The sequence below is a fragment of the Lactobacillus kitasatonis DSM 16761 = JCM 1039 genome (assembly GCF_000615285.1).
In the GTDB taxonomy this organism is placed as follows: domain Bacteria; phylum Bacillota; class Bacilli; order Lactobacillales; family Lactobacillaceae; genus Lactobacillus; species Lactobacillus kitasatonis.
The window spans coordinates 70,750-93,009 of the sequence record NZ_BALU01000009.1 but is presented as its reverse complement, the minus strand read 5'-3'; the positions used below and the strand labels follow the sequence as shown (position 1 = coordinate 93,009).

Here is a 22,260-nt window from a genome sequence, read left to right as displayed (position 1 = left end):
GGGGGAAAAAAATAGTTTAAATAAACAAAAAATGCTCAATACCAAATCTCAGGTATTGAGCATTTTCTTTATCTTCGATTTTTATTCTTTAGTGAGTTTGCAAATTAACAGCAATACGGTCGCCCAAGTAATCAGGATACTTGTTACCTTGAGTTGCCATGCCTGGCTTTGCTTCAAAGGCGAAACCTACACCAATTGTCTTGTTTGCTTTACTCAAAAGTGACTTCTTGTGAGCCCAGTTTGAACCTTGGTCATGATAAATAAATTCATCAAGCAAAGCCTTAGCAGCTTCTTGAGGCGTGGTTGAAACTTGCACACTGTTCAAGCCGATGTTTTCTTCATATGAAGTTCTCTTACCATTTGGACGGATGTGTGAAAACTTGGCTACGATTTCGTTAGCACGAGTTTGAGCATAAGCCTTCAAAGCTGGCTTAACAGTAAGCTTATGCAAACCTCTTTGACTTCTCATTTCATTCAATTGATTTACGAATGATTCAGCAGCTTCCTCTTTAAACTTGCTGTTGTTCAAGCTCATCAAACCACTCTTGCTTGATGCAGAAGTTGATTCGGTATTAGCTGCTGGTTGTTCAGTTGTAGTATTTTGTGCTGGTTGAGCAGCCTTGCCTACCTTAGAAGCAGTAGCAACTTTAATGTACTTGCCTGCACCTAAGCTGTAGTATCTCTTGCCGTGAATCTTTTTGATGCCATATGCAGTAACAGTTCTACCGTTCTTTAAAGCACCTTTTCTTTGGCCGCGTGCGTTGTAAACAACAGCCTTGTAATTCAACTTAATCTTGTAGCTACGTGCAGCTTGTACTATTTGCGGTTCAACTTGGCTCACTCCAGCAACACTCCCCAGAAGCATAGCAGCACTTAAACCGACACCCATCGTAATTTTGATTAATTTGTTATTCATCCTTTTAAACTCCCTTAATAATTCAAAAACATTTGTTTTTCTTTATTATAGTACGAAAAATATCGATGGGCACATACAAAATGAAAAATTTTACTTAGCGTAACCTACCTTGTACCACATGCTATTAGAAACAGAAGGCTTAAGTGAGTAATTAACCAATTTATTATTTACAGCTTGAATTGAGTATGAATTAGTTAATGGCGCAATGTAAGCTTCATCGTTCATATATTGTTGCCATTTGTGGAAAGCATTAACTCTGTATTTGTGATTGAATAACTTGGTTGAGTCGATTTCATCAAGCAACTTGTTGTTTTCCTTGGTAGCAAATCTTGAATCATTCATTGGGTTGGTCTCAATGTACATCCCCCTTGGTGAAGGTTCACTTGAAAGTGACCATGAAGCCATAAACATGTCGATGCCTTTATCGTCGTGGTCAAGTTTGTCATAGAAGGAGTTGAATTCCGTTAATCTGCCGCCTGCTAAGCTAACGTGCAAACCAATCTTTCTCCATTGTTGAATGTAATTTTGCACGATTGGCTCTTGAACGGCACTACCGCTCATTGCCAAGAAGTGAATGTTAAGTGGCTTGCCGTTAGGTTGCACTCTTATTATTTTGACCACAAGCAGCTAAACTTAAAGCTGCACCAACAATTAAACTTGCGGAACTGACTAACTTCATGCTTTCATAATCTTTACTCTTTCTTTTTTAATAAAAAAAGACCCTCATCCCAATTAGGGACGTGAGTCTTCACTTAATAATCGTTTAATTAATTATTTAACAAAAATCGCCGCACACCATAATTTAGGATTACAAAATAGGCCATCATTTTGGTGGTGGCGTCGTAATTCTACTGTTAATGCGCTTTATGATTCTAACATGATATGTAGCTCCTTTCTTAAATAAATTTAATGTTATAAAAATCTTGCTAATGAAGTTTGTCAACAAGAAATTTTACTTTTTAGAATTTAGCTAAACCTAAGGCGTGTTGTGCAGCCAAGTTGAGTAAGCTCCATTGACGATCAAATCCAGGTTGGAAGAAGAAGTCTTGCTCAGCCAAGTCTTCAAGCGTCACCTTATGACTAATTGCCAAAGCTAAAACGTTGCCTTGTGCAGTAATGTCATACTTAGAAAGAACGGCACCACCTAAAATTTGGTGATTGTATGGATTGAAGGTCAAACTTACGTAAACCTTAGGATTGTCTTTTTCAGGAATATAAGCTGGACGCATTGAGTCTTCATAGAAGCTGGTTGCGTATGGAACGTCGTTTCTCTTAGCTGAGAATTGGTTCAAGCCTGCTGTAGCGAAGTGATAGTCAAAGACGCTCAATGCGGAAGCACCGGTGACACCCTTGAAAGCCTTGCCTGGCTTAGCTTCAAATAAGTGATCTACCAAGTATTGAGCTTCGCGACGAGCAGTTGTAGCTAAGGCAATTGGCATTGGCTTGCCTGCAGGGATTGAAAGTGGCAAGATGGCATCCCCGATTGCATAAACATCCTTAACATTGGTTCTAAGGTATGGGTCAGTCTTAATCCAGCCTCTTTGATCAAGATCAACGGTACCCTTTAACCAAGTAGTATTAGGAGTTACACCAGCAGAAACGATGACCAAATCTGCAGGAACTACGCCTTGGTCGGTTTCAACGCCAGAAACTTTGTCCTCACCCTTAAAGCCAGTAATTTTAGCGTTCATCTTAAGGTCCATGTGATCCTTAAATACAGGCTCCAAGATATTGGTAAGTTCGGGGTTAAGGTAAGTGCCCAAAGGATGATCGATCATATCCATTAAAGTTACATGCTTGCCGGCTTTAGCAAAGACTTCACTTGCTTCGATACCAATATAGCCGGCACCAATGACTACAACATTCTTGATAGCTGGATCATCTTTGGCAGCATTCAACTTAGTTGCCCAGTCGCGACCACGCATTAAGAAGATGTTCTTTAGATCGCTGTTTGGTACTGGCAAGGTCTTAGGAGTTACGCCGGAAGACAAGATTAATTTGTCGTATTCTACTTGGCTTTCTTTGCCGCTAACGACGTCCTTAACGGTTACAGTCTTGTCGTCTGGATGAATAGCAGTTACTTCGTGGTTAGCGTAGACATGGCCGCCTTTAGCTTCAACGTCTTCGGGTGCAAAATTGCGTACGTCATCTTTAGCAGTTACTTTGCCTTCAAGATAAAGTTGCATTCCGCATGACATGAATGAAATAAAGTCGCCGGCTTCATAAATAGTTACGTCAACGTCATCGTATTTGTCTAATAATTCGATTGCGGATTCATGACCACCGTGTGAAGCACCAACAATAATTACTTTTCTCTTATCCATATATTTCAAACCTCCTGTTTATTTGCTTAACATCTTCATTGTAACCTCTTTCAGGGGTTGGTAAAGTTATCCTGCTTGGACAAAAACAGCGAAGCACCCATAAACTAACACTTATTATTTAATTCATCCCTATATAGCAAGAAAAAAGCAAGTATTTTACTAATACTCGCTTTTAAAAATTTTTTATTTATTTTGTTGTGATTTAATCTGTTTTTATTAATTGCTATTTTTCAAGGAGGATTTTATTGATTAAACACGACTCAAGGCATCGTCAATTGGCGTATCACCTTCGCGCATCTTGATGATCTTATGACTGGTGTTTTGATACTTAAGAATATCAGCCAAAGTTCTAGCAACATCTTCAGCTGAATTATAACCAAACTTTCCTTCATCAACGGTGATCTTGCCAGTACCAGGCTTGTCGGTCATCACCGTTGGTTGCAAAATCGTGTATCCAAATCGGTGTCGTGGATCAAATAATTATCGGCGAAAAACTTGGCAATATTGTAGCCGGTTAAGCCATCGAGACCTTTAACGGTTCTCCACTTGGTTGGTTCAAGTGAGAACAGTGCGCTAAGCATGACGAAACGTTTAATGCCATCTTTTTCATCGGCTTGCATTAACTTAACGGCACCGAAAGCATCAACTTGGAGTAAATCCTTAGCACCTGAACCTGCTGTGAAGTAAATTGCCTCCGCACCTTTGATTGCTTTAGTCATCTCTACGACGCTTTCGTGAAGATCAAACTTAACTGGAGTGATGCGATCATTATTTTCTACTCTTTCGGGATGACGCGCTCCGGCAATGATTTCATGTCCATCTTGTAATAAATTATGGGTTAAAAGTGTGCCCACACGACCAGTTGCACCTGCGATAAGAATTTTCATATTTCCTACCACCTATCTCAATCATTTCAATTGAAATTATAGGTGTTATCGGCCGATTAGAAAATTACCGAATTTCAATATCGGGTATACGAGGGATGCATAGTAAAAAGCTGTCGTTGATATTGAACGACAGCTTTTTTCATTTATTTAACTATCCTAAATACATTTAGAATAGCATTCTTATTACTTCTTTTTCTCTTTGGTGTATAAATCAACGGTTGTACTTCTTTTTCAAATTCTTTTCTGCTAATTGGTTTAATAAGATCATCATCAACATTGAAGAGCTTGAGCTGACCTTTCATATGAATCGGCTTGATCACATCGGCAAGTTCGATATTCCAATAGTAGAGATCTTCAAACGGAAAATATTGAATGCTCTTCAAATTCACAACGCAAATCGCATAACCAGGTGCGGCCCCTGCTACCTTCTTAGCGGTCGAACACATCAGAAGTGGTCCACGATAGTTTGTTTTCAACGTTCTATATTCAATTTTCTTCTTGCCGGCAATTATATCCATGATGTAATCGCCACGTACCGATAGTGCCTTCATTGCTGCCTCCTATTTTGCTTAGCTAGCACTAAAATTATTGTTTTATATAAAACCAACTAAAAAAGAGAACATTGTTCTCTAAATTTAATGTTTAATTATCTTTCTTATCAAAGAAGTCATTATCAATTTCAAACAATTCGTAAGTCTTCTGGACTTGAACTCCAACCTTGTAATCAATCATCAACTTAGTTAAAGTATAACCATCAATCAACTTTATATTAAAAGTCTTAGCTGCCATTTCTTGATTATACGATCTCTGAGATCCACACCTTTAATCTAGTTTGATTGAAAATAAACATTTATGGGCCCGTTTGACAGTCGAATTTAATATTCCATTCTGTTGTCGACCTCAACCTCAATCTAAGTATAAGAAAAAAGGTAGATAAAAACATCGTCATGTTTCTATCTACCTTTATACTTTAGGGTTTTTGACAAAGAGCCAGAAAAACTTTCAATTAAGCATCAATTTCATCAATTTTGATATTGACTACAAATGCATTAGGAAACTTGGTGTCCTTTAAAATATTTTTGGCATAGTCATCATCTTCATGAATTTCAGCAAAGCCTCTAACACGTAATGCCTTGTGAGTTGGGACATCGGCAACTACGATAGCTGCTTCTGAACCATTCTTCAAGTTGGCAAAAGCTTCAGACTTAGTCTTTTCTAAATATTGAACAGTAGTTGCGTCAATTGCCTTAAGTGAAGCTTTAGGACCAACTGCTGGCTTGCCTTCCTTGTTGACAGTTGCCATGTATGGCAAGTGTTCATTAAAGAACTTGATTTGTTCATCAGTGAGTTTGTTTGCATCTAATTTTTTCATGATTAACTTAGAATCCTTTCTATATCTTTCTTCCATTATAACCATATTTGATAGAAATGTTTAACAATTAGTTTAAAACTTTTTCCTTATGTTCGCGATATGAATAGTAAATCCACGCAACCAGACCAAATGCGACGGGACCAATTGCAGTCCAGAATGAAGTTTGATAATCGCCAGTAAAGAGTGGTTCGATACAAGTAAAGATAATACCGATGGCGACAACTAACCAAACGACAATGGTAGTCGTCCAAACTTTCTTTTTACCTTCGATGAAGACAAATGGACGATCCAAATCCTTCTTGGCCTTGAAGAATGGGAATGCAGCAATCAAGAACAAGTATGGTGCTGATGAAGAAACATTCATCATGTCCATCAATATTGTGTAGAATTGACCAGCAGCGTTACCACCAAATGAAATGAATAAGATGATGACACTAACGATGATTGCTTGTACCCACATTGAACGTTCAGGCATTCCGTGCTTGTTAAGTTCAACTAACTTCTTTGGCAAAAGACGTGGATCACAGCCTTCGATAAATGACTTGATTGGTGAGTAAACCATCAAGAATGCGGCAGCGATACCTGACAAAACGTCGGCAATTCCGGCAAAGTGTGAGAATGCGGAACCAATTGCGAGGGATGCTGAATGTGACAAGCCCAAGCTCTTACCAGTAACAACACCAAGGTTGTTGATCAAAACATATTCTACGTTAGCAAGGTCAACGCCTTTAACACCTAAATCCTTGTTCCAGTTAACGGCAACACCACACATGAAAATGTTAACTACGTAAAGTGCAGTCATCATTACCATGGCAATAATCAAACCCTTTGGGTAAGTCTTTTCTGGCTTATCAACTGAGTCAATAACACCTGAAGTAGTTTCAAGACCACCGTAAGCAAACAATGCATAAACGATGAATGAAATAACTGCGATTGGTGATTGGAATGATGGGTTGGGTGAATGAACCAAGTTTTGTGCAGTAACTGGTTCAGCCAATTGTCCATGATTCAAAATGAATACAAATAATGAAACAACCGTAAAGCCGATGGCAATTGCCAAAGTAAAGATACCACCAATATTATTGATCGCCTTTATTTTATCAATTCCCTTAGCGGCACAAAAAGTTACGATTGCTAAGAAGATAACTTCTAAGATACCTAATAACTGGGTTGAAGATAATCCCCATAAGTGCCAGCTTTGGGTTGTGTCATGTCCGAAAACAGCGGTTGAGACTGATACCAAGAAGAACTGAGTAGAAGATACCAGCCAGATAACCCAAGCGGATAGCCAAATAAAAGTTCCGATAAATGCTACTTTTTCATTAGTTGATCCTTCAAGCCATGAGAAGATACCACCTCTGATACCTTTGAAGGCTGCACCATATTCCGCGAAGATCAGTGCGGATGGTAAGAAGAATAAAATGGCGGTTACGATGTACCAAATGATACTTGAGTATCCCATCTGGTAAAAGGCCGTCAGTGAATTACTAAATCCAAAAATAGAAGAGAAAATCATCAAAACTAGGCTGCCAAGTCTAATTTTGACCTGATTATCTTTCTTCTCCATAAATAAAAAAACAACTCCTTTATAAAAACAAACATTACCTATTATGAATCATTGAAGAACATTTTTCAAAAGAGGATTAAAAAAGACACCCCTTTCATGGAGTGTCTTTGAATAATTTACCTCAAAATATACACTAATCTATAACCTCAGCACCCAAACAAGTCTTGAAGTGATTCAATGCCCATTTGTGACCCGTTTGATCAAAACTTGCCACGCCATTTTCATGCACTACTAAATTGTAGCAGCGATTATACGCATCCATAGCAGTATGCAAAACACAAATGTCGGTGCAGACACCAGTCAAATGTAAAGTATCAATCTTACGTTCACGCAAAATCAAATCCAATGGAGTGCCGGCAAAAGCTGAATAGCGCGTTTTATTCATAAAGATCACATGATCATTATGCTTGTGCTCTTCATACCATTTACCAACCTTCCCGTATAACTTTCTTCCCCAAGTATTTGGCAAATTGTGAGGTGGGAAAAGTTTAGTTTCAGGATGATAAGGATTGCCTTTAAAGTGCAAATCAGTTGGGATAATCACCCACTTGCTTTCTTTTAAAAATTCGTCAGCCAAATTGGTAATTGCATCGTCCAATTCTTGTGCTGGCTTGCCGCAGGTGAGCGCACCCTTGTCGTCGACAAAATCATTGGTGTAATCGATGATTAATAAAGCTTCGTTTGTCATAATTGCTTCCTTTGCAAAATCCAAGTTACGTTTTTATTAATTGTACAAAAAAAGAATCAAACCATCAAAATGATTGATTTGATTCTTTCAACTTAATCTAATGGACCAACGCCACGATCTTGATTTTCGTCATCTTTATTCACTTCGTCGTCGAGCTTTTTACCAACAAACAAAGCGAATAAACTAATCAGCAATGCACTCATGCCTAACTTAGTAGTCTTTTTCATCTGGATCACCTACTTGATTCTTTGTCTCAATAATTCTGGGCGCTGAGCAAGTTCTGCATAGAAATGATTACCATTGACACAGATACCTTCAAATTCACGACCAGTATGGAAAGAGCCAGTATCCAACACACGACCCTTTCTGTTTAATTTAAACAAATAATCATTGAAAGCTAAATAAATTTGCTTTCTCTTTTTATCGTAAGCCATACCTTGAACTGGTGAGTTGTTAAACATAAAATCACCTTTAGTTGCACCGATTTCTTTTGGAATCCAGCTATCGCCATTGCGAGTTACTTCCCAGTATTCGAAACGGTGATCAGTTAAACGGTGATATTCTGCGATAAATGTATGATCATTGATAAACACAGCATTGTGAATATAACGACCGTCGTTTGCACCATTGTTCCAAATCTTGAAGGACCAGATACGCTTAATGCGCAAGTTCTTCTTGCTGATTTGCATGATTTCTTCTGAATTTGGAGTGTTCTTCAACAAGTGATCATTAGCAATTACATAAAGATACTTCTTGGTTGCGCTGAAAGCTTGACCATGACCTGTCTTAATGTATGGACTAACCTTCACGTGAGAGGCTAAGCGTGTAAATTTATTCCAAGACATCCATGGCAACTTTTGCATAATATAGCGATTAGGAATCTGGTTGAGCTTGTAAGCAACAATGTGTGAACGCATATTATGTGGTGAGCTGTACATAGTTGTGTAAGCTGTACCTCTTGAAACAGCCAAACCTTCTGGTACAGGTCCAACTAAACCATTGTGCGTACCACTTTGACTCAAAATTGCTGGTTGATAAAAGTAAGTCTTTAAATGAAATTCGCCACTCTTTAAGGTGTGTGACTTAATTTCTGGTGCGAAGCTCTTGCCCCAGTGACCTGAAGTCTTGAAGTGTTTAAACCAACTAGTAGCACTTCTTGCACCAGGTTGTGGCGTCTTGTCTGCCTTGACAATACCTTCGTTATCATCTGATCTTACTTCAACAGTAACATGAGCCTTGGCCTTACCGTAAGAATAAGTTACTGGGTATAAACCTGCTTCATTAGTGGTGATCTTATCTTCTGAAACATTCACCTTACATGGTTTAATTACAGTACCTGACTTATCTGTAGCAAAGTTGATGGCATCCCTAGTTGGAAAATCATAATTTGGATTCTTTACCAAGCTAATGTCATGAGCAACTGAGATCTTATTTCTCAAAAAAGCGCGTTGATTTACCCAGCCAGCTCTGTGACCATCAATCCAAACATAGTTGTACTTAGTCTTACCGATCTTTCTTTCAGCACTGGCTTGGAAGTTGCCGTGTCTGAAAGTTCTCGTTGAACCGATCCAATATGCAGGTCCTCTACGTGTAAGTCTTTGGTAAATCCCGAAATTAACATTACCAATCATCTTTGTTTGGAAAGGACTCAATTCCTTAGCTGCAACTGATTGTGGTTTAATAACAAACAATGTTAGAAGACACGCTAAAATAAAAGAAATGCTCCATTTCTTTTCCATATCCATTTTCTACTCCCCTACTTTTAACTTGATAGCACGACTAACATTGTAATTCTTTATACTGACTTATGCTAGACTTGTAAGCGGTAGCATTTTATTTTTGTTAATATAGTAACTAATATAAGAAGTGATTGATAACACTATTAAATATATGAAATATAAAAATACTCTCAAAATTAGTTTTTTAAAGTCCTTTTAGATCATTTATTTTTAACTATCTAACTAAATTCTTGTCCTTATATGCATAAAAATCGAGCCAATTTCTAGCTCCACCACCAAATCTTAGAGCTTTAACGTATTCACCATTTTTATATTTATTAACAGGAACATAATATATACCGTCTCCTGCGCCTGCTAACCAGCCATTACTATTAAATGAAGTAATACCATGCCATCTGAATGTGTAAGCTTGCCACATATGATTACCTAGCCAATCATTAGTTTTAATTAATTTTCTCGTTGATTGCTTTGTAAGCCGATTATACCAATACGTATAGGACTTGTTTAGTAGTATTTTATATAATTTCCTGCCATTAGAAGTATGAGCAGTTATAACCCACTTCTTAATTTTATGATTTTCTTTATAATACCATGTACCACGAGTTGCTACTGGAGTTGTATAAAGTTGGCTCGCACCATATGGAGCTGCATCTACTTTTTCTTTATTTACTGTCAAACCAATAATCAGTACCAACAAGATACTTGTTAAAATAATAAAATGCTTTTTATTCATTATTCTTTACCTATCTTCAACACTAACTATAATAGATTCATTTTCAATTATAGTTTAAAACAGAACTAGCCATCATTATTTAATTAAATTTACTATACTTGTTATTATTCTCGTGCAAATATGACCATTCTATAGACTAAGAATAATAAATGCTATACAGTGAGATTGTCTAATTAAAAACAGATGAATGAGAATTAAGGAGTTTAAAATTGAAGAGAACTAAATATATTAGTTTAATTACAAGTGTGCTTTTAGCTGTCTCACCCGTAATCACAACCAGTTTAACCACTAGCTCAGTCGTTAATGCTGCTAAAACTACTCATGCCAAAAAGCATGTAAAGAAACACAATAAGAAAGTAGCTAAAAAGTCAACAAAGAAATCTACTAAGAAAACTGCTAAAAAGTCTAATAAGAGCGCTATTAGCAAGATTTTCTCTGATTATAATGAAACAGATTCTGTATCTAAGCAATACTACCGTGCTGCATACAATAATCGCTACAGTCAAAATGGTAAGCAATACGTTGACGTTAAGGCCAACAAAGACAATGTTCCTGAATATTCAGAAGATGGTAGCAAGCTTAAATACCATTTAACTAACAAAGCTGGCGATGTATTTAAGATTAAACTTTCAGATTTTGAAATCGAACAAGATGATCCAGACTCCAATTTCTGGGCACTTAGTGCTGACAGCTACACTTATTACAACGCTAAAGACTTTACTATCGTTCCACATGCAGGTGGCAATGTTAAGAGCTTAACTTCTGCACAAAAAGATAATTAATAAACAAAAAACTCGCCAATGCATTACACATTGACGGGTTCTTTTTTGCACTAATAAATTAGTTTTCAACGATCAAATTCTTAAGATCATCTGGTAAGTTAAGTGGAGCATACTTAGCACTAACAAACTTCAATTTTACATATCTCTTCTTACCAATGTAAACGTATCTAGTCTTACCGTTCTTAACGATCAATGATGACTTGTACTTCTTACCGTACTTAATCTTCTTCTTGCTTGCAGCGAAGGTAATCTTCTTTGACTTCTTACTCTTCTTGTAAGCGTAGTAGATCTTAGCACCCTTCTTTGACTTAGGGGTTACAGTAACGTATTGCAAGCTTCTTTTATTGTAAGCATCTTGAATGGCCTTTACATCGTTGTTTGCTTGTTCAACAAAGGCTGATTCAGTTGGAACATTGCCTGAAGTAGTTACATCAGTTGATGGAATGAAGACAAAGCTGTCTTTACCATTGATTGTCCTATTTTCAATGTAGTACAAAGTTACGGTCTTGTCGCCTTGCTTAGCTTCAGTTGACCATAAAACATTAATGGTTTGACCCTTAGTATAATTTGAATCAATTTGGTCTGTATTGGTTTGATCCTTAGCTACGACAACAAGCTTTGGATTATCACTATTTACAGTAGCTGAAACAGTTCTATGTTTTACACTAACAGTACCAGTCTTAGTATTTGAAGATTGAGTGGTGCCTGCGGCATAAACTGGTTGACCCATTGCCATGCCAGTACCAGCAAGACCTGCTGAAAGCATCACAGCAGCTGCTAATGAAGTAAATAATTTTTTAGTTTTCATTTATAAAATCTCCTAAAAACAAAACTCTTATAATTTAATTATAACATTATTTAGGAAATTCCATTAATTACTTACCCGCAAAGAGCTGGCCGATTGTTCCCATATCTTCTGGGGCAATCGTAAAGTCAGTTTGCGGATTTTCAACGATATCATCTGCTTGAACAATTGGCACAATTCTCTTTTGGGTAAAGTAGCGCAAAACTAATTCCATCGTGCTTGTACCATAATGGCCGGCAATTTCGGCCAATGTATCAATATCGCCTGCAACCAAAAGTTCCACTTGCATCTTGTTTTCTCTAGCTAATTTGATTAAAGATCCATCTTCGTAATCCAAATGAATTACGCTGGGCTTAATCTTAGGTGCTTTCAAAATAGCAGCCAAGGTATCACCATTAGCATTGGTTACACCAATATTCTTGAGCCAGCCTTGGATTTTAACTTGTTCTAATTCTTGCCAAAGTTGATTATTACGTTCGGCGTCATCACTTAAGCGAAGCATAGCCAAATCAGCATGTTTAGCAACCAGATTATTTCTGATTTCTTTCAAATTATTACGCATCTCTTCACGCGTATTAACTTTTTCAGAAACCTGAATTTCCACGTAAGTTTGTGGACTCAGATTTTTAAAATCGATTTTTTCATCCGCAGTGCAATTAAGCAAACGATAGCCTGCCTTCATTACCTTTGCGACATCTTCATCATTGGTAACAGTGACGCCAACTTTTGGCATCAAGCTACCATCATTCAAAACAACTGCTTCATCTAATAATGACATTAAATCATTTCTCTCCTTAAGCTAATTCAACATAAATTTTGATAGCTTCTTTGACAGTTTGATAAACAGTTGAGACATGCAAAGTATGAGCTAAAAACTTCTCCTTCTCATCCTTTGACATTTCTGAGTCAAAGAAGACTTTTATGTTCATTTCAGTTACGACGGATTTGCCGTGACCTAGATTTTCAGTTTTAGCATTATTTTCTACACAAAAATTTTTCACGTCTAAACCATGTGACTTAGCGACCATTCCTGCGGACATTACGATGCAGGAATTTACGCTACCACATAGATATTCGACCGGGTTAGGGCCTTATCATGTTCCTTATCGTTGTCATCACAGATAAATTCATGCTCACGGGCCTGGTTAGCAATTTGCCATTCTGTGTCTTCAAGCTTGGACTTTACTAAATATTCACTCATAATGTTGATCCTTTCTTCGTAAATTAATGGTGGTCAATTGCTTCGTTTAAACGTTTGCGCCAGATAAAGTAAACTAGCAACATAAATGGAATCAATACTAGTTCTACTGGATAAAACCATTCAATTGGCAACACGCTATCAACTACTCCGCTTAGCATTGGGCCAAAGGCCATCGCAATATCAAGTCCTAAATAAAAGGTAGAACTAGCTAAACCTTGTTCCTCAATCGGAGCAAGTAAAAGTGCGGTTGATTGTAAAACTGAATAAATAATGCCATAGCCCATTGCCATTCCGGCTGCGGCTAAAGCCATTTGCCAATTATTGTTCATCATGGCTAATAAGCTGATATATGCACCGGTTGAGATTAAGCTAATCCAGAACCAAACACCGAAGCGAACAGTATCAAAATAGCGTTTCAACCCAATTCTGATGATCAGTAGTACTACCGCATAGATCAAGAAATATGATCCTACGGCAACAGACAAATGCTTTTGTTCAACATAGGTAACGATATCTGCCTGCGTTACAAAATATGGTGTCGCAAACAAGGTAGTCAAAATCGCTACCGGTAAAACATTCATCTGAATAATCTTGAAATGCTTTTTAGGCATCTTGCTTTTATCTTTAACAATTGGCTTGGCATGATCACCAACGAATTGAATAGCTATTACCATTAATAATGCGGAAATAGCCGAGGCGATCAAGCTCTCACGATAACCGATTTTTTGATAAATATTAATCGATAATGCCGGTGCCAAAGCCATGGCTAAGGCATTCATCAAACCATAAAAACCCATTGCTTCGCCCACGTGCTGCCGCGGCACCAAGAATGCCAGCCAAGTTGTCATACAAACGGTACACAAAACATAGCCGGTACCATTGATCAATCTGAATAAAAGCAGCCAAGCACTTGATGGCGTAAAGACATAGCCTAATACACCAATTAAAATTAAAACACCGCCAATAAAAGATAGACGATATTTTGAAAACTTATCTGTCAAATTGCCGGCAATAGGACGCAAAAACATTGCGGCAACGCTCATAATACCTACGATTACACCGGCAAAGGCGCTGCTTGCCCCTAAGTTCTTGGCATAGCCATTGATCAACGGATTAACGAACATCGTACTAAACATAAAGAAGAAAGATGCTGCCATCACTAATACAACATCTTTGGTATAAATAGATTTTTTCTTTGCCAAATTAATGCCCCATTTCTTTGGCTTAATTATACAACTATCGGCAAAACCTATTTAGCAATCTTCAAAACTACTGTAAAGACGATGTCATTACCTTTGTGACTGACACTGATTCGACCATGAAAGGCTTCGACTAATTCGCGAGCCATGGACAAACCAATGCCGAATCCACCTTTATTAGAATTATGTGATTCATCTTCACGATAAAAACGGTCGAAGAAGTGACTGTAATCTTCGTTTTTTTCTTCTTTATATGTATTGCTTACCCGTAAAACAGCATTTTTGCTTAAAGCACTTTTACTCAGTTCAACTCTAACCTTGCCGTTAGGATCACAATATTTTCTAGCATTATCAAGTAGGATATTAATTACTTCGTTCAAAGAATGTTTTTCCGCCACTACATTGAGGCCTTGACGAATCGAAACTTGATAAACATAGTGATTCTGCTTCATCACAGATTTGAAATCCTGGGTAGCATCTTCAACTAGTTTAGAAAAATCAACCTTGCTTAATGTGATTTCACCGGTTTCACCAGCCCGTGCCATTGAAATCAGCCGGTTAATCAGTTTAGTCAGTTTTTCTACCTGCTCCTTGGTACTTTCGTTCCATTCGGAGTTATTACCCAGCATCTCTTCCATCTCAGTGTTGGCCGAAATGACCGCAACTGGAGTTTTCAATTCATGTCCAGCATTTGTAATAAATTCCTGTTGCTTATGGTAGTTATCAACGATCGGTTTAATTGCCCGACCAGAAACCAAGATCAAAACTACGGCAAAGACGATCAGTGAACCGATCCCCAGTACCACGGCCACTCTAAATAACAGCCAGAAACGGTTGTAAATTAGCGTTTCGTTTAAAAATACGACCATTGTTTGACCGACGGAGTTTTTGGCAACCCTGTAAGCATATTGATTTCGACCTACATCTACGCTGCCTGAATCTTGATGGTCAGATAAAGCCTTTCTTGTAATGCTTTTAATTTTCGTACCGTTAACCTGATAAACATTATTATCGTTAACTACGGTCACACGGTGTGACGCATCCACTGTCACTGCAAAATAGCGGTATTGATACACAGCTTCAGGATTATATGGCCCACCTAAGAAATTACGGTTGATGGGATCATTTTGATTGCCCAAGGCCGCATGTGCATTTCGTGGTGATAAGTGACCCTCATTTTTTACCAAGGCAGTTAATACGCGATCGACTTCATTCTTACTTTGCACTCGCGTGATCCCGACAAGACCGCCCAGAGTAATTAACAAAACCAGTAGCAATGCAGCAACGGAAGTCCCGATGAACTTCCAACGGAATTTTTGAATCATCTAATCACCTACTTAACTAATTCATAACTACCACCTTTTTCGCCTTCAATTTTAACTGTGCTACCGATTGACCGCAATTTTTGGCGTAAATATGAAACATAAATCCAGACTACTTCTGGATTGGCATCTTCGTCGTTCTTCCAGACGCGATTAAAAATATCTTCGGTTGATAATTCTTTATTTTCATTTAGCAAAATATAATTCATCAATTGGGTCTCGGGGCCGCTTAATTGAATGGAATTATGACTGGCCAGGTTTTGTTGTTCAACGTTAAGTGTTACATCCCCCACAGTCAATAAATTAGGAGTGTAATCATCTTCGCGCCGTTCTTTTGAACGCAATCTTGCAAGAAGCTCTTTTAATGAAAATGGCTTAGTAATGTAGTCATCAGCACCGCTGTCAAGGCCAGTTACGCGGTCATCGACTTCGGCTTTAGCGGTAAGCATCAAAATATAAGTTTTATCTCCGCTTTCTCTGATTTTCTTCAGTGCAGTAATACCGTCCATGACTGGCATCATGATATCCAAAATGATGGCGTCGTAGGAATTGGCTTTAGCATGTTCGACTGCCTTCAATCCATTATCGACGGGATCAACTTCATAGCCGGATTTCTCCATCGCTACTGTCAAAACACGCAACAGCTGAGGTTCATCTTCTGCTACTAAAATTTTCATTAACTAGTCCCCTTCCTTGATTAACTGACGAATCGTCTGCATGCTTACATCACAAGAAGCAAGCTCGTCAGCTACTCGTTTTAATTCTTGTCCAATCATTTCAGGATTATTGATCTTATGCTTATATTTCATTTCATGTTCAAGACTTGCCCAAGTGTCCATGGCAATTGTTCTTAGCTGCACTTCAACAAAATAATGACCTGGAATATTACCATCGACATCTTCGTCAGGTACGGTAATTTCAAGAATCATATGATATGAACGATAACCATTAGGCTTAGCGTTAGTAATATAGTCTTTTTCGTTATAAACACTTACATCATCCCAACTCTTGATGTAGTCAATACAGGTATAAATGTCATCAATAAAGTTGCAGACAACACGCAAGCCGATACTGTCACGCACTTCACGCAAAGCCGAGTGTGCATTCAATGGATAATGCTTTCTGGTACATTTTTCTTCCATGCTAGCTTCACTTTTTACACGGCCATTTAAGTGTTCATATAAACGCTCATGATGAACTTTTTGGTAATTGTTGTTTAATTCATCAAAACGATTCATTAACTGATTAAGTATCTTATCGAGTATGGGGGCGTATTTTCCGTAAATATTCAACATTAGTCCCTTCTTTCGTTTATATCAATTATACCAATGCTTTTTGACTTTTCTTTGAAGGTAACATGAATTTATAAAATCATAACTTGATCTAAAATTCTTTTAAAATTACAAAAAAAGACACTTACCAATGAAATTCATTGATAAATGTCTTATTAACTTATCTAGGCAACTTTGAAGTCATTGAAATAATATCGGAAACTTTAACTGCGCCTTCCGGATCAAAGTCACTGTTAAATTCGGCACCACCGGTTAAGTAATAAATGCCATTGTATTTCATTACATATGGGTCAATGAAACTGACATATCTATTCTTTTGGACATTGAATGTCTTGTTTGTGACTCCATAATAGAAATCTGTTTGATAGTAGCGAGCACCCTTTTTCACTTTTGCATAAAGTGAGAAATCCATTGGGTGATCAGGACCGGTTAATTTATCAACCATTCTCTGATACTTCTTGTAGGTTGTAGAAGTACTAAAGTTATCAAGCTTTACGTCACTAGCCTTAACGAAGTAAGTATTCTTTTCTTGAACCATGAAGTAATATTGGCCTTTGATTTTTACAATCAGTGTAGCGAAGATACCAATATTATTACCCTTCTTGATGCTTCTACCAGTTTGATACAAACGAATCTTGTTAACGTTGAAGCTTGCTCCTTCACCAATTTTAGTTGAGCTTTGGTAAACAGGAGTAGTTCTTTTAGCAACTAAAGAACTCTTTCTTTTATCGTAATCAAGCATTTTGGCATACTTAGCAAGCTTTTTATCTTTATTAATTGAAGCTTGTGTAGCAGAAGAATCGTAGCCCTTCTTATTCTTAATGCTTGGCGTATTTGCTTCAATGTAATCATTAAGATTTAACTTAGTAACAGTACCGCCTTGATCATACTTGTTAGATGCTTTTTCTTTAAAGGTATAAAGAATTAAGTCACGATCATGGTTAGCCCACATTACATCGTGAGAATTATCATCATATTGCTGTCTTGCCGCAGTTAAAATCTTGGTGCGATCATATGGACTTAAGAAGTTTGGATAAGCAACCTTAATCTTTTCGACCTGCATACTTTGTTCAATATGGTTTAATTGCCAAATTGCAAAGTTAACGGCATTACCAGTTGATGAAGTGGAAGCACTGATTTGTTTTGCCTGAGCAACAGCTTGGTCATAATCTTTTTTAACTGAACTTGCGGCACTCTTGTATTTCGCACTTGCTTGAACTTTTTCAGCATTGGCAATTGCGTCAGTTAAACTATACTTTTCGCTACTTGTAGCAGCATTGCGTCCAGCTTCTGCTTCAGCTGCAGTATTAGCTGGTTCTGGTGCCACACCTTGAGTCAAATTAACATTCGAAGCTTTAACAAATAGTGCGCCTGTTGGTGTATGCTTGCTATCCTTACCAATGTTGCCACCATCAGTAGCTAAGTTTATTTGATTTGCACCGCTACCCACGTAGTAGAACAATTCCGCCTTATTATCTTTAGCATCCCACAAGTAATATGCTCCACCTATTGTGAAAGTTTGGTATCGGAATGACTTAAAACCAGGGAACATATCTTGCCCGTTGACATCGTAGTAGCTAGTACCATTGTTAGCAGAACCTACCTCAACATTCTTAGGCATTGCTTGTGGAGTAAATAATTTGTCAAAAGTATTGCCATTTTGCACTTGGCTAAGCAAAGTACCGTTGTCATCTTCTAGATAGTGATCAGTACCTACGATGTGGTAGTACTCTTGTGGCACACCATCATCAATCCAGTCACCACCAGGAATTGCACCATGTCCATCGGCCGTGATGATCGTGCCTTTCTTAACAACAGTATCGCCGGCTTGACCTTTGCTATTTAGAACACGGGTATCTCTAGTAACTCTTACTCTAACGTTTTGGTCTGTTAAGAGCAGACTATTACTGATGGCACCGATGTTGGAAAGATTGATGTAGCCACCATTACCTACATTTGCGTACTGCTTACCTTTAATCTTGGTAGTTTGAAGGTAAACTTTGCCATCTCTGGTATTGAAGCAATAATGCGTTTTTTCATCAGTTGTTTGAATTGGAAAACTAGGAGTGGCGCCCTTCTTGAAGTAAGCAGTCTTGCCCTTAAATTTGTAAATTCTTTGACCTTTTTTGTTATAGACGTAAGAATTTTTTCTGAAATATACTTTTCGACTTTGAGAAGTAGCGGCTTGTACTATATTTGTTTGTGGAATTTCTACAGCAGAAACGGTGGAGATACCCATCAACACTGCGGTAGAAATTAAAGCCATTTTCTTGTTAAATTTCATTGTTATTACCTCTTGGAATATGCATTTACTTATAAATCAATTATATCAAGATAAGTTATTATTACGTAAAAAAGGCACCTATCGATAAATTTCATCGATAGATGTCTATTTTGGTTAATCTATTCTTCCTTCAATTCAAAATGGCTACCATTTTCGTCAACGATGCCAATAACTTCGGCCTTTTTGTTTCCTACTTCTATCTCGCCCATTCGAATCTCACCGTAACCTTTTTCTTCATCAGTTACTTCAATATCATCAAAGGCATTACGCAACAATTTACGTGCAATCTTACTTTTAATCCGGATTTCTTTTGACTTCTTGACAGCTGCTTCTAGGGTATAACCTGCATCAAGTTGATCTTTAATAAAAGCAATCAAATAAACTGTTGCCAAACTGTAATGCCGCACGCCAGAACCTTCATTGATTGGCTTGATATAGCCCTTTTTCTCCCAATATCTAAGTTGACGCTGCGATACGCCCAAGCTACTACTTACGCCGCCTATACCTATTTCTAGATTTTCAAAAAGTTGATGTAATTTCTTTTTCTTTAAGTTTTCCATATTTATCAGCCTCACTAATTATCACAATTATATTAATTTATGTTAGATTTTTCAACTTTTGTGTCATATTTTATATCACTTGTGTAAGATTATTTGACATTGACATTTTTTAGGCTTATATTAGTTACCGAACTTAATTTTCACAAAAAGGGGGATGAACATGAATAAACAACCTGTCGATATTCATGGAACACAATACAATCGTAACTTATTAGTACTAGTATTGATCATCGGCTCATTTTGTACGGTATTGAATGGTACGCTTTTGTCGACTGCTTTACCTTCTATTATGAGAGACTTCAAGATTAGTACTGCTACTGCAGAATGGCTTTCTACCGCTTTCTTATTAGTAAATGGGGTAATGATTCCTATTTCTGCTTGGCTAATCAATCGCTTCGGCTCTAGAAAGATGTATTTGACTGCAATGTCTACTTTCTTCATCGGAACTGTCGTTGCAGCAATTGCACCTAACTTTCAAACGCTTTTAGCCGGAAGAATTATCCAAGGTCTAGGTGTCGGCGTTACCATGCCACTACTTCAGACCATCATGCTTTCAATCTTCCCAGCTGATAAACGTGGTGCTGCCATGGGAACTGTCGGCATCGTTATCGGTTTGGCTCCTGCGATTGGGCCAACACTATCCGGTTGGGTAGTCGACAACCTTTCTTGGCGCTATCTCTTCAGCATTATTGCTCCAATTGCCGGAATTGTTGTAATCCTTGCTGCCTTTTTAGTAAAAGACGTTTTGCCAACTAAGGATGAAAAAATCGATGTCTTTTCAGTTGCCACTTCAACTATCGGATTCGGTTCTCTACTATATGGTTTTTCAGAAGCTGGTAATAAAGGTTGGACAAATCCTGAAATTTTAGCCTTTATTTTTGTCGGTATCATCTTCGTAATTCTCTTTGGTATTCGCCAATTGAAGATGGACGATCCATTCCTTGATATTACTGTATTCAAGCACTTCGAATTCTCACTTGCTGCTATTCTTTCAGGTGTTACTAACCTAGCCATGGTTGGAATCGAAATGGTTTTACCACTTTATATTCAAAACTTACGTGGTGAATCCGCATTTCACTCTGGCTTGATCTTACTTCCAGGTGCTTTGATGATTGGGATTATGTCACCAATTACTGGTCGAATCTTTGACCGTTATGGTGCAAGAAAAATGGCCATTACTGGTATGACACTTCTTACTTTAGGAACTATTCCATTCGTATTTTTAACTGAGAATAGTTCATTCTTAATGATTATTATTCTCTACGCAATCAGAATGGTTGGTGTTGCTCTGGTTATGATGAACGTTACTACTTCAGGGATGAACTCACTTCCATTAGATAAGATTTCTCACGGTACTGCCGTTAACAACACCTTTAGACAGATTTTATCATCAATTGGTACTGCCATCCTTGTTTCAGTATTGACTACAACTACTAACAACAATATGCCAGCCAAGTCAATGCTTAAGACGTTGCCACTTCAATATAAGAATGGTGCAATTAATGCAACACTTGATGGTTTTCATGCCTCATTTGCAATTAGTATTCTCTTTGCATTAATCGCCTTAGTTCTTTCATTCTTCTTGAAGAAAGGTAATCGTGCACGTGAACGTTCAGAGAAGGTGGACAACTAATGATTTTAATTATCTTAATTCTGGCAGTTATTGCTTTATCTATTTCAACGTAATTCCTAAAAAGGGTTATATGCCGCTTGCGATTATTTCACTACTTATCGCAGTATTGAGTATCGCTGGAATCGTAGCTCACGACTACAATCACTATGGTATGAAGACTCAAACTACCACTGTTAAAAAAGAGCTCGTCTCTTCTGCATCCCCACAATCACCAATCCTTTTATACCAATCACTTGGCAACGGTACAGAAAAAATCTACCTATATAAAACAAAAAATACAGATAAGAAGCCTACCCCAATTAAAACCGATAAAACTCACGCTAGTGTGAAAACTGCAGATAAGCCTTCAATGACAATCAAGACTGAACGTTACGTTTTCAGTAATGGCTGGAATCAATTCTTGTTTGGCTGGTTTGGTCACAATAATGAGTTGAAGCATCGTGAATATACTTTCAATGTGCCAAAGAATTGGAAGGTTTTATCAATTAAGCAAGCTAAGTCTTTGCAAAAGCAAATGGCTAAACGTGCTGCGATGATGAAAAAGATGCAGCAAATGAAAAAGTAAACAAAAAGCGCAATTCCTTAATTGGAACTGCGTTTTTTCTATACTAAAATCTAAGCTCTGGGCGACAGCCAACATAATGATGCAAAATGTAATCCGAATCTTCTTTCAAATCCCAATAATCGATATTATTAGAAAACATCATAACCGTTTCCTTCGTCTTGTAATTGGCGATAAAGCATGAATTATAACCAGGGCTACACCATTGATGTGGTGCCACTTCATGTAGTCCTTAACCTGCGTAGGCAGATCCTTATCGCCGATCTCTGCCCTATCTACCGATCAAGTAAACATCGCTATGACAACACCGATTGACAAAACTCCACCTAGTAAAATTCTTCCTCAACGCATGATTTTTCCCTTCCACTCAAGACTTTTTATATGTTTAGTATAC

At 37.6% G+C, this 22,260-nt stretch carries 20 protein-coding genes and 5 pseudogenes; 3 read left to right on the top strand and 22 right to left on the bottom strand.

The features are described 5' to 3' along the window. Positions 1 to 88: 88 nt before the first annotated feature. The 12 genes and pseudogenes from JCM1039_RS07050 to JCM1039_RS06995 form a co-directional block, all read right to left on the bottom strand. Entirely contained in the window at positions 89 to 916 is an 828-nt protein-coding gene (locus JCM1039_RS07050) for an SLAP domain-containing protein (protein WP_025015221.1), read from the bottom strand. A gap of 90 nt (positions 917 to 1,006) precedes the next feature. Further along, positions 1,007 to 1,522: pseudogene (locus JCM1039_RS11100) on the bottom strand (oligopeptide ABC transporter substrate-binding protein); the annotation flags it as partial. Between the two features lie 353 nt (positions 1,523 to 1,875). Beyond that, positions 1,876 to 3,240, bottom strand: a complete 1,365-nt coding sequence (locus tag JCM1039_RS07040) for an FAD-dependent oxidoreductase (RefSeq protein WP_025015220.1) — start codon at positions 3,238 to 3,240, stop codon at positions 1,876 to 1,878. A gap of 249 nt (positions 3,241 to 3,489) precedes the next feature. Then, positions 3,490 to 4,127 (bottom strand): annotated as a pseudogene (locus JCM1039_RS11095) (NAD(P)H-binding protein). 143 nt (positions 4,128 to 4,270) lie between these two features. After that, entirely contained in the window at positions 4,271 to 4,678 is a 408-nt protein-coding gene (locus JCM1039_RS07030; RefSeq protein WP_025015219.1) for an ASCH domain-containing protein, read from the bottom strand. Positions 4,679 to 4,769: 91 nt separating this feature from the next. Beyond that, on the bottom strand, positions 4,770 to 4,916 hold the full coding sequence (locus JCM1039_RS12240; RefSeq protein WP_306305426.1) for a hypothetical protein: 147 nt from the start codon (positions 4,914 to 4,916) through the stop codon (positions 4,770 to 4,772). Between the two features lie 217 nt (positions 4,917 to 5,133). Beyond that, a complete protein-coding gene (locus JCM1039_RS07020; RefSeq protein ID WP_025015218.1) occupies positions 5,134 to 5,499 on the bottom strand; it encodes a pyridoxamine 5'-phosphate oxidase family protein in 366 nt (121 codons plus the stop codon). A gap of 67 nt (positions 5,500 to 5,566) precedes the next feature. Beyond that, complete coding sequence (gene yjeM / locus JCM1039_RS07015; protein ID WP_025015217.1) at positions 5,567 to 7,066, bottom strand: glutamate/gamma-aminobutyrate family transporter YjeM; 1,500 nt, start codon at positions 7,064 to 7,066, stop codon at positions 5,567 to 5,569. A 133-nt stretch (positions 7,067 to 7,199) separates the two neighbouring features. Next, positions 7,200 to 7,754 carry a cysteine hydrolase family protein gene (locus JCM1039_RS07010; RefSeq protein WP_025015216.1) on the bottom strand — a complete coding sequence of 185 codons (555 nt, stop codon included), beginning with the start codon at positions 7,752 to 7,754 and terminating at the stop codon, positions 7,200 to 7,202. Between the two features lie 92 nt (positions 7,755 to 7,846). Beyond that, on the bottom strand, positions 7,847 to 7,981 hold the full coding sequence (locus tag JCM1039_RS12880) for a hypothetical protein (RefSeq protein ID WP_013438334.1): 135 nt from the start codon (positions 7,979 to 7,981) through the stop codon (positions 7,847 to 7,849). A gap of 9 nt (positions 7,982 to 7,990) precedes the next feature. Then, on the bottom strand, positions 7,991 to 9,499 hold the full coding sequence (locus tag JCM1039_RS07000; RefSeq protein WP_236692587.1) for a bacterial Ig-like domain-containing protein: 1,509 nt from the start codon (positions 9,497 to 9,499) through the stop codon (positions 7,991 to 7,993). A gap of 208 nt (positions 9,500 to 9,707) precedes the next feature. Then, positions 9,708 to 10,226, bottom strand: coding sequence for a hypothetical protein (locus JCM1039_RS06995; protein ID WP_025015214.1), 519 nt, complete (start codon positions 10,224 to 10,226; stop codon positions 9,708 to 9,710). A gap of 209 nt (positions 10,227 to 10,435) precedes the next feature. Between JCM1039_RS06995 and JCM1039_RS12445 the strand changes: the two genes are divergently transcribed. Further along, positions 10,436 to 11,008 carry a hypothetical protein gene (locus JCM1039_RS12445; protein ID WP_025015213.1) on the top strand — a complete coding sequence of 191 codons (573 nt, stop codon included), beginning with the start codon at positions 10,436 to 10,438 and terminating at the stop codon, positions 11,006 to 11,008. Between the two features lie 58 nt (positions 11,009 to 11,066). Here JCM1039_RS12445 and JCM1039_RS06985 read toward each other — a convergent pair whose 3' ends face one another. From JCM1039_RS06985 to JCM1039_RS06945, 9 genes and pseudogenes are all read right to left on the bottom strand, one after another. Then, a complete protein-coding gene (locus JCM1039_RS06985; protein WP_025015212.1) occupies positions 11,067 to 11,816 on the bottom strand; it encodes a hypothetical protein in 750 nt (249 codons plus the stop codon). A 67-nt stretch (positions 11,817 to 11,883) separates the two neighbouring features. Continuing rightward, positions 11,884 to 12,591 (bottom strand): aldo/keto reductase, encoded by a 708-nt coding sequence (locus JCM1039_RS06980; RefSeq protein WP_025015211.1) that lies wholly within the window; start codon positions 12,589 to 12,591, stop codon positions 11,884 to 11,886. A gap of 16 nt (positions 12,592 to 12,607) precedes the next feature. Further along, a pseudogene (locus tag JCM1039_RS11090) lies at positions 12,608 to 13,014 on the bottom strand (OsmC family protein). A gap of 23 nt (positions 13,015 to 13,037) precedes the next feature. Beyond that, the gene (locus tag JCM1039_RS06970; RefSeq protein WP_025015210.1) at positions 13,038 to 14,216 is read right to left on the bottom strand and encodes an MFS transporter; all 1,179 of its coding nucleotides are present in this window, start codon (positions 14,214 to 14,216) and stop codon (positions 13,038 to 13,040) included. A 47-nt stretch (positions 14,217 to 14,263) separates the two neighbouring features. Further along, a complete protein-coding gene (locus JCM1039_RS06965; RefSeq protein ID WP_025015209.1) occupies positions 14,264 to 15,538 on the bottom strand; it encodes a sensor histidine kinase in 1,275 nt (424 codons plus the stop codon). A gap of 8 nt (positions 15,539 to 15,546) precedes the next feature. Then, complete coding sequence (locus JCM1039_RS06960; RefSeq protein WP_025015208.1) at positions 15,547 to 16,212, bottom strand: response regulator transcription factor; 666 nt, start codon at positions 16,210 to 16,212, stop codon at positions 15,547 to 15,549. Between the two features lie 3 nt (positions 16,213 to 16,215). Next, complete coding sequence (locus JCM1039_RS06955) at positions 16,216 to 16,827, bottom strand: GTP pyrophosphokinase (RefSeq protein WP_025015207.1); 612 nt, start codon at positions 16,825 to 16,827, stop codon at positions 16,216 to 16,218. 160 nt (positions 16,828 to 16,987) lie between these two features. After that, a complete protein-coding gene (locus JCM1039_RS06950) occupies positions 16,988 to 19,111 on the bottom strand; it encodes a hypothetical protein (RefSeq protein WP_025015206.1) in 2,124 nt (707 codons plus the stop codon). Positions 19,112 to 19,230: 119 nt separating this feature from the next. Further along, complete coding sequence (locus JCM1039_RS06945) at positions 19,231 to 19,671, bottom strand: MerR family transcriptional regulator (protein ID WP_025015205.1); 441 nt, start codon at positions 19,669 to 19,671, stop codon at positions 19,231 to 19,233. A 160-nt stretch (positions 19,672 to 19,831) separates the two neighbouring features. Between JCM1039_RS06945 and JCM1039_RS06940 the strand changes: the two genes are divergently transcribed. Both JCM1039_RS06940 and JCM1039_RS11085 read left to right on the top strand, forming a co-directional pair. After that, the gene (locus JCM1039_RS06940; RefSeq protein ID WP_025015204.1) at positions 19,832 to 21,304 is read left to right on the top strand and encodes an MDR family MFS transporter; all 1,473 of its coding nucleotides are present in this window, start codon (positions 19,832 to 19,834) and stop codon (positions 21,302 to 21,304) included. After that, positions 21,304 to 21,869: pseudogene (locus JCM1039_RS11085) on the top strand (DUF4811 domain-containing protein). The gene JCM1039_RS06940 and the pseudogene JCM1039_RS11085 overlap by 1 nt, the downstream one beginning before the upstream one ends. Positions 21,870 to 21,912: 43 nt before the next feature. On the opposite strand, the pseudogene JCM1039_RS12690 reads toward JCM1039_RS11085, so the two are convergent. Beyond that, positions 21,913 to 22,062: pseudogene (locus JCM1039_RS12690) on the bottom strand (serine hydrolase domain-containing protein); the annotation flags it as partial. Positions 22,063 to 22,260 lie beyond the last annotated feature (198 nt).

What these genes read in the sequence shown, in the direction of transcription:
- JCM1039_RS07040 (WP_025015220.1), bottom strand. Translation starts at nt 3,240, where the DNA reads ATGGATAAGAGAAAAGTAATTATTGTTGGTGCTTCACACGGTGGTCAT.
- JCM1039_RS06980 (WP_025015211.1), bottom strand. Translation starts at nt 12,591, where the DNA reads ATGTCATTATTAGATGAAGCAGTTGTTTTGAATGATGGTAGCTTGATG.
- JCM1039_RS12880 (WP_013438334.1), bottom strand. Translation starts at nt 7,981, where the DNA reads ATGAAAAAGACTACTAAGTTAGGCATGAGTGCATTGCTGATTAGTTTA.
- JCM1039_RS06965 (WP_025015209.1), bottom strand. Translation starts at nt 15,538, where the DNA reads ATGATTCAAAAATTCCGTTGGAAGTTCATCGGGACTTCCGTTGCTGCA.
- JCM1039_RS06945 (WP_025015205.1), bottom strand. Translation starts at nt 19,671, where the DNA reads ATGGAAAACTTAAAGAAAAAGAAATTACATCAACTTTTTGAAAATCTA.
- JCM1039_RS06995 (WP_025015214.1), bottom strand. Translation starts at nt 10,226, where the DNA reads ATGAATAAAAAGCATTTTATTATTTTAACAAGTATCTTGTTGGTACTG.
- JCM1039_RS06985 (WP_025015212.1), bottom strand. Translation starts at nt 11,816, where the DNA reads ATGAAAACTAAAAAATTATTTACTTCATTAGCAGCTGCTGTGATGCTT.
- yjeM (WP_025015217.1), bottom strand. Translation starts at nt 7,066, where the DNA reads ATGGAGAAGAAAGATAATCAGGTCAAAATTAGACTTGGCAGCCTAGTT.
- JCM1039_RS07050 (WP_025015221.1), bottom strand. Translation starts at nt 916, where the DNA reads ATGAATAACAAATTAATCAAAATTACGATGGGTGTCGGTTTAAGTGCT.
- JCM1039_RS06960 (WP_025015208.1), bottom strand. Translation starts at nt 16,212, where the DNA reads ATGAAAATTTTAGTAGCAGAAGATGAACCTCAGCTGTTGCGTGTTTTG.
- JCM1039_RS07030 (WP_025015219.1), bottom strand. Translation starts at nt 4,678, where the DNA reads ATGAAGGCACTATCGGTACGTGGCGATTACATCATGGATATAATTGCC.
- JCM1039_RS06940 (WP_025015204.1), top strand. Translation starts at nt 19,832, where the DNA reads ATGAATAAACAACCTGTCGATATTCATGGAACACAATACAATCGTAAC.
- JCM1039_RS07000 (WP_236692587.1), bottom strand. Translation starts at nt 9,499, where the DNA reads ATGGATATGGAAAAGAAATGGAGCATTTCTTTTATTTTAGCGTGTCTT.
- JCM1039_RS07010 (WP_025015216.1), bottom strand. Translation starts at nt 7,754, where the DNA reads ATGACAAACGAAGCTTTATTAATCATCGATTACACCAATGATTTTGTC.
- JCM1039_RS07020 (WP_025015218.1), bottom strand. Translation starts at nt 5,499, where the DNA reads ATGAAAAAATTAGATGCAAACAAACTCACTGATGAACAAATCAAGTTC.
- JCM1039_RS06950 (WP_025015206.1), bottom strand. Translation starts at nt 19,111, where the DNA reads ATGAAATTTAACAAGAAAATGGCTTTAATTTCTACCGCAGTGTTGATG.
- JCM1039_RS12240 (WP_306305426.1), bottom strand. Translation starts at nt 4,916, where the DNA reads ATGGCAGCTAAGACTTTTAATATAAAGTTGATTGATGGTTATACTTTA.